Origin of the sequence: Kitasatospora sp. NPDC127060 (genome assembly GCF_042724935.1) — a bacterium.
Classification (GTDB): domain Bacteria; phylum Actinomycetota; class Actinomycetes; order Streptomycetales; family Streptomycetaceae; genus Kitasatospora.
The window spans coordinates 50,012-56,849 of record NZ_JBHXEG010000053.1 but is presented as its reverse complement, the minus strand read 5'-3'; the positions used below and the strand labels follow the sequence as shown (position 1 = coordinate 56,849).

Below are 6,838 nucleotides of genomic sequence, written 5' to 3'. Positions count from 1 at the left end.
GCACAGTAACGGCCGAGGCCGCGATCCGTCAGGGTCGCGGCCTCGGCCGTTTGTCGTTCCGACTGGGCCTGGGGCCGCGGCCTCGGGGCTCTCGGGGCCGGAGACAGAGAAGAGCCGCGTACGGTCGCCCTCACCGACGTCCGTACGCGGCATCTCCGCCTGCCGGGGCGCTCTGCGAGCCGCTCTCGCCCGTCCGCGTGTCAACGCGGTCGCGGCCTCCCCGGCGGCACTGCTCCCCGTCCCCAGGGGAACAGTGCCCGTTCTGGTGTACCTCTTACTACGGCCTTGGTGCCCTCGACGGCTTCGACGGCCTCAGCGGCCGATCAGCTCGGCCAGGGCCTCGGCCTGCTTCGCCAGCTGGTCCCACCCGCCGAACAGCAGCACCAGGAGCACGGCGCACGGCAGGGCCATGGCCAGCGCCACCGCGGGGTGCCGGGTGGGCGGCTCGGCGGACTGGGACTGGGTGAAGGCCGACCGAGGCCGGCGGGGGGTGCCCGTCTGCTGCGATGCCATGGCCCTGCTCCTGATCCGGTCGAGTTGGCGCGGTGGACGGCTTACCTCGGGGGACGAGCTCCCCGTCCACCGCTGGACACAACGCTATTGGTCGGGGGGCTTCCTGGGCGTCATGCCGTCGTACTGTTCCTCGGGCATCCCGGAGGATGACGCTCAGACTCAAGGCGTACTACCGAAGGGGGAGGGAGGTCCCGGCCCGTCCCCGAGGGAACCCTGAGGGGCAACCCCGAGAAACGATTCGGCACCCCTATGACCTGCAGTTCAGCGCACGATCCGACAATCGCATGGTGGCTTCAGGTGTTGCGTATCAGCACACCGCAGCGGGCAGTCCGTAAGCTGTGCCAGACAGGAACTGACGATGCCCCAACCGACGGGGCCTCACCCACAGGCTGACGGGGAACGAGACATGGCGATGATGCGGCTGAGGCGTGAGGACCCCCGCATCGTCGGGCCGTACCGCCTGCACCGGCGACTGGGCGCCGGCGGCATGGGTGTGGTCTACCTCGGCTCCGACCGCCGCGGACAGCGCGTCGCCCTCAAGCTGATCCGCGCCGAACTCGCCGAGGACCAGGAGTTCCGCACCCGCTTCGCCCGCGAGATCGCCGCCGCCTCCAGGATCCGGGGCGGCTGCACCGCCCGGGTCGTCGGCTCCGACATCGAGGCCGACCGCCCCTGGCTCGCCACCGCGTACGTCCCCGGGCCCTCCCTCTACAAGCGGGTCGGCGACGAAGGACCGCTCGGCTGGCCCGAGGCCGCCCGGATCGGGGCCGCGCTGGCCGACGGGCTGGTCAAGGTGCACGAGGCCGGGGTCGTCCACCGCGACCTCAAGCCCTCCAACATCCTGCTCTCCCCGCGCGGGCCGCGGATCATCGACTTCGGCATCGCCTGGTCGCGCGGCGCCAGCACCCTCACCCACGTCGGCACCGCGGTCGGCTCCCCCGGCTTCCTCGCGCCCGAACAGGTTCGCGGCGTCGCCGTCACCCCGGCCACCGACGTCTTCGCCTTCGGTGCCACCCTCGCCTACGCGCTCACCGGCGACACCCCCTTCGGCTCCGGGGCCTCCTCCGAAGTGATGCTGTACCGGGTCGTCCACGAGGAACCCGACCTCTCCGCCGTCCCCCCGCAGCTCGCCCCGCTCATCCGGGCCTGCCTCGCCAAGGAACCCGCCGAACGGCCCGGCGCCGCCGCCCTCCACGAGCGGCTCAGCGAACTGGCCGCCCGCGGCGCGGCCACCGCAGGCGGCGGGCGCGGCACCCGTCGAGGGGCCGCCCCGGCGGCAGCGCCCGTCGAACCGGCCGACGCCCCGCAGGCACCCCAGCAGGAGGGCGGGCGGCAGGGCGTACCGGCCCCGGGGCGCTCGCCCGAGCCCGCCGCACCCTCGCCTCGGGCCCGCGCGGCGGCCGGCCGGGCGGGCGGGCAGCCGGCCGGAGCGTCCGCACGGCGCCCGCACGGCGCGCCGCTCCCCCGCCCCGAGGCCACGCCCGTCACCCGTCCGCTGCGGGAGCGCCCGCACACTCCGCCGCCGGCCAGACCCCGGCCCCGGGACCGGCAGCACACCCCGGCGCCCGGGGGGCGACCGGGCACCGCGCGGCAGCGGCTGCTGCGGCAGCGGCTGGTCGTCTTCGTCACCGTGACGATCGGCGTCGCGCTCGCCATCGCGGCGGCGCAGGGCTGCGAGAACCGGAGCAACCAAGGCGCACGACCGGCGGTCGGCCAGACCGCCACGGCCGGCCCCCGGGGCGGCGAACAGGCGGTGCCCGGGACCTCGGTGGACGTCGCACCGCAGGCCACGGCGACACCGCTCCCGGCCGCCGCGCGCGGCACGGGGGACAGTGCGTTGGCGCCCGCGCAGGGGCCCGGGCCCGTGGTCGACTGGCCCAACCACAGCTATCCCGACGGGGCGGGCGGGCCGGCCGTCAACCTGAAGGACGGCCGTTCGGTCGGCGGCGGGCCCCAGGTCGCGCTGAGCGCGGTGCTGCCGGCCCGGTACAAGGGCCAGCCGGCCGCGGTGGTCGTGCTGCGGCGAGCCGAGGGAACGGCTCCGGTCGACCTCGTCCAGCTCTACACCTTCGCCGGGGACAACCCCGTGGCCACCACCTCCCGCACCTCGACCGCCGACCCGCAGGCCACGGCCACCTGGCGCCTCGACGGCAGCGCGGTCGTCCGGGAAGAACGCGTGGCCGCCACCGGCGCGGTCATCTCCACCCGCTACACCGTGCGCGGCGACGGCACCCTCGACGAGTCCTGGCCCGGCGCCGGCGCGTCCGGCGGCACCGGCCTCACCACCCCTCCCCCGGCCGCCGCACCGGCACCGCCGACCGCCCCGGCGGGCTGAGCGCGGGGACTCGGGCGGCGTTGCGTGGCTGGGGTGGGGGGTTCCGGCTGACGGAGCGATGGGGGTTGGGCGGCGCGCGCAGGAAGTCGGACGGGCCGACTTCCCGTGCTGCGCGGAGAAAGCCGGTGGTGCGGGGGCAGGTGGGCGGGCTTACGGCCGTGAGAACGCGGTGCCGCGGCAGGCGCGAGTTGCAGGGGCAGCAGCAGGAGGCCGGGCGGGCCGGAGTTCCGCGTGCGCGGGTTGCGAGGGAGGTCAGGGGGTGGTGACGGCGTAGAAGGCTACAGCGGCGGCGGCGCCTACGTTGAGGGAGTCGATGCCGTGGGCCATGGGGATGCGGACGGGGTGGTGGGCGGCGGCGATGGCTCGGGGGGTGAGGCCGTCGCCCTCGGCGCCGAGGAGGAGGGCGGTCTTGGGGAGGGTGTGGGGGGCGAGGGTTGCGAGGTCGACGGCGGTGTCGGCGGGGGTGAGGGCGAGGAGGGTGAAGCCGGCGTCGCGGACGGTGTCGAGGGCGGCGGGCCAGGGGTCGAGGCGGGCGTAGGGGACCGCGAAGACGGCGCCCATGGAGACCTTGACGGCGCGGCGGTAGAGCGGGTCGGCGCAGTCGGGTGAGAGCAGGACGGCGTCCATGCCGAGGGCGGCGGCGCTGCGGAAGATCGCGCCGAGGTTGGTGTGGTCGACCAGGCCCTCCAGGACGGCGACCCGGCGGGCTCCGGTGAGCAGGTCGGTGGCGTCCGGCAGGGGCTTGCGCTCCATCGAGGCGAGGGCGCCGCGGTGGACGTGGTAGCCGGTGACGGCCTCGGCGAGCCCGGGTTCGACCACGTGGACGGGGGCGTCGGCCTCGCTGATGACATCGGCCATCACGTCGAGCCACTTGGCGGTCAGCAGCATCGACCGCATCCGGTAGCCGGCCGAGAGGGCACGGCGGATGACCTTCTCCCCCTCGGCGATGAACAGGCCCTCGGCGGGTTCGCGGCGGCGGCGCAGTTCGACGTCGGTGAGGCCGGTGTAGTCGGCGAGGCGGGGGTCGGCCGGGTCGGTGATGGTGCTGGGTTCGGACACCCTGCGATCTTGCCAAGCCGGGGCGGGGAAGGCCAAACGGCGGAACGGGCGGGGTGGTCCCGGACTAGTCTGAGTGTAAACATGGCCGTATGGCCCGAAATCCGGGCCGATCCTGGGCTCCGTCGGCCTCTGGTGCCACCGGCGACGCCGGTTCCTCCGGTGGGCGCCCACACGGTCGGCAACAACTGCCCCGCGCGAAGCGGCCGCAACCGGCACGGCACCGGTCTGTGGCCGGGCAGGTGTTCGCGCTGCAGATCCTGATCGTGCTGCTGCTGGTGGTGGGGGCCGGGGTGGCGCTGGTGGTGCAGTCGCGCAACGACGCCGACCACGAGGCGCGCAACCGGTCGGTGGCGGTCGCCCAGTCCTTCGCCAACTCGCCGGGCATGGTGGCCGCGCTGCGCTCCCCCGACCCGACCGCGATCCTCCAGCCGAAGGCGCAGTCCGCGCGGATCGCCACCGGCGTGGACTTCATCGTCGTGCTCAACAACCAGGGCATCCGGTACACCCACCCCAACCCGGCCCGGATCGGCCATAAGTTCATCGGCACCTACGAGCCCGCGCTGCACGGCCAGGTGGTGACCGAGCACCTCACCGGCACGCTCGGACCGCTGGTCCAGGCGGTGGTCCCGGTGTACGCGCCGGACGGCTCAGTGGCCGGGATGGTCTCGGCCGGGGTCACCCTGAGCAAGGTCTCCACCGCGAGCGAGCGCCAGCTGCCGGTGGTGCTGGGCGCGGCGGCGGGCGCGATAGGACTGGCGACGCTGGGGACCGCCCTGATCAGCCGCCGGCTGCGGCGGCAGACCCACGGATTGGGCCCGGTCGAGATGACCCGGATGTACGAGCACCACGCTGCGGTGCTGCACGCGGTGCGCGAGGGCGTGATGATCGTCGGCGGGGACGGGCGGCTGCTGCTCTGCAACGACGAGGCGCGCCGGCTGCTGGACCTGCCGCCGGACGCCGAGGGCCGCCCGGTGACCGACCTGGGCCTGGAGCCCGCACCACTGGAGCTGCTGACCGCCGACCGTCCGGTGAGCGACGAGGTGGTGCTGGCCGGCGAGCGGCTGCTGGCGGTGAACGTACGGCTGACCGACCAGGCCGGCGGCCCGCCCGGCTGCGTCGCCACGCTGCGCGACTCCACCGAGCTGATGGCGCTGACCGGGCGGGCCGAGGGCGCGCAGCGGCGGCTGCGGCTGCTGTACGACGCGGGGGTGACGGTGGGCAGTTCGCTGGACGTGACCCGGACGGCGGAGGAGCTGGCGCAGGTCGCGGTGCCGCGGTTCGCGGACTTCGTCACGGTGGACCTCGCCGAGCAGGTGCTGGCCGGTGAGGAGCCGCCGCCGGTCGGCTCGCTGGACCGGGTGCGCCGTACCGCGCTCGCCGGGACCGCGGACGACGCGCCGTTCCACCCGGTGGGCACCGTGCTGGACGTGGTCCCGGCCACCCCACTGGCCGGGGCGCTGCACAGCGGCGTGCCCGGCCTGGAACCGCGGCTCGCGGAGGCGCAGGGCTGGCGGGAGCAGGACCCGGAGCAGTCGGCCCAGGCGTTGGCGTACGGGGTGCACTCGCTGGTGCGGGTGCCGCTGCGGGCCCGCGGGGCGCTGCTGGGGGTGGCCCGGTTCTGGCGGGCGGAGCGGCCGGAGCCGTTCGATCCGGAGGACCTGAAGCTGGCCGAGGAGCTGGTGGCGCACGCGGCGGTGTGCATCGACAACGCCCGCCGGTACACCCGTGAGCACGCGATGGCGGTGACCCTGCAACACAGCCTGCTGCCGCGCAGCCTGCCGGACCAGGACGCGCTGGAGGTGGCGCACCGCTACCTGCCGGCCCAGGCCGGGGTGGGCGGGGACTGGTTCGACGTGATCCCGCTGCCGGGCGCGCGAGTGGCGCTGGTGGTCGGCGACGTGGTCGGCCACGGGCTGCACGCGGCGGCGACGATGGGACGGCTGCGGACCGCGATCCACAACTTCTCCACCCTCGACCTGCCGCCGGACGAGCTGCTGGGGCACCTGGACGAGCTGGTGAACCGGATCGACCAGGAGGAGGCCGGCGGCGCCGAGAACGCCGGCCTGACCGGGGCGACCTGCCTGTACGCGATCTACGACCCGGTGTCGCGGCGCTGCACGCTGGCCGGTGCCGGGCACCCGCCGCCGGCCGTGGTGGACCCGCAGGGCCGGGTGACCTTCCCGGAGCTGCCGATCGGGCCGCCGCTGGGGCTGGCGGTGCTGCCGTTCGAGACCGTCGAGCTGGAGCTGGCCGAGGGCAGCCGGCTGGTGCTGTACACGGACGGGCTGGTGGAGGACCGCGAGCGGGACATCGACGAGGGCCTGCAGCTGTTGCGCGCGGCGCTGGGCGGGCCGGCGCGGACGCCCGAGCAGACCTGCGCGGACGTGCTCGGGGCGATGCTGCCGGCGCATCCGCAGGACGACATCGCGCTACTGGTCGCGGAGACCAGGGTGCTGGCGCCGGACCGGGTCGCCCAGTGGGACGTGCCCGCCGAACCGGCGGCGGTGGGGGCGGTGCGGGCGCAGGTGGCGCGGCGGCTCGCGGACTGGGGGCTGGAGGAGGCCGCGTTCGTCACCGAGCTGATCCTGAGCGAGCTGGTGACCAACGCGATCCGGTACGGCTCCGGGCCGATCCGGGTGCGGCTGCTCCGCGACCGCACGCTGATCTGCGAGGTGTCGGACGGCAGCAGCACCTCGCCGCACCTGCGGTACGCGGCGACCGAGGACGAGGGCGGGCGCGGGCTGTTCCTGGTCGCCCAGTTCGCGGACCGCTGGGGGACGCGCTACACGGAGACCGGGAAGGTCATCTGGACGGAGCAGCCGCTGGAGTAGCCGCGGGGGGGGGGGGGGGGTGTGGCGGCCCACGGGACCAGCAGGCCGCGGCGCCACCCGCCGCAACCCCCCCCCCCACCGACAAAAACACCACAAAAAA

At 75.1% G+C, this 6,838-nt stretch carries 3 protein-coding genes and 1 pseudogene; 2 read left to right on the top strand and 2 right to left on the bottom strand.

Annotated features, from left to right (window positions below; translation table 11 throughout):
- Nucleotides 1-312: 312 nt before the first annotated feature.
- Nucleotides 313-513: a hypothetical protein gene (locus ACFWIS_RS26220; protein ID WP_380462945.1), complete on the bottom strand. Its 201-nt coding sequence runs from the start codon at nucleotides 511-513 to the stop codon at nucleotides 313-315.
- Nucleotides 514-919: 406 nt separating this feature from the next.
- Here ACFWIS_RS26220 and ACFWIS_RS26215 point away from each other — a divergent pair.
- Nucleotides 920-2,236: pseudogene (locus tag ACFWIS_RS26215) on the top strand (serine/threonine-protein kinase); the annotation flags it as partial.
- A gap of 864 nt (nucleotides 2,237-3,100) precedes the next feature.
- Here ACFWIS_RS26215 and ACFWIS_RS26210 read toward each other — a convergent pair.
- A complete protein-coding gene (locus tag ACFWIS_RS26210; RefSeq protein ID WP_380462943.1) occupies nucleotides 3,101-3,907 on the bottom strand; it encodes a TrmH family RNA methyltransferase in 807 nt (268 codons plus the stop codon).
- Between the two features lie 89 nt (nucleotides 3,908-3,996).
- Here ACFWIS_RS26210 and ACFWIS_RS26205 point away from each other — a divergent pair, with 89 nt between their 5' ends.
- Nucleotides 3,997-6,738, top strand: a complete 2,742-nt coding sequence (locus ACFWIS_RS26205; RefSeq protein ID WP_380462941.1) for a SpoIIE family protein phosphatase — start codon at nucleotides 3,997-3,999, stop codon at nucleotides 6,736-6,738.
- The last annotated feature ends 100 nt before the right edge of the window (nucleotides 6,739-6,838 follow it).

Excerpts from the sequence above, each read along its gene's own strand:
- ACFWIS_RS26220 (WP_380462945.1), bottom strand. The coding sequence starts at position 513 with ATGGCATCGCAGCAGACGGGCACCCCCCGCCGGCCTCGGTCGGCCTTC.
- ACFWIS_RS26205 (WP_380462941.1), top strand. The coding sequence starts at position 3,997 with ATGGCCCGAAATCCGGGCCGATCCTGGGCTCCGTCGGCCTCTGGTGCC.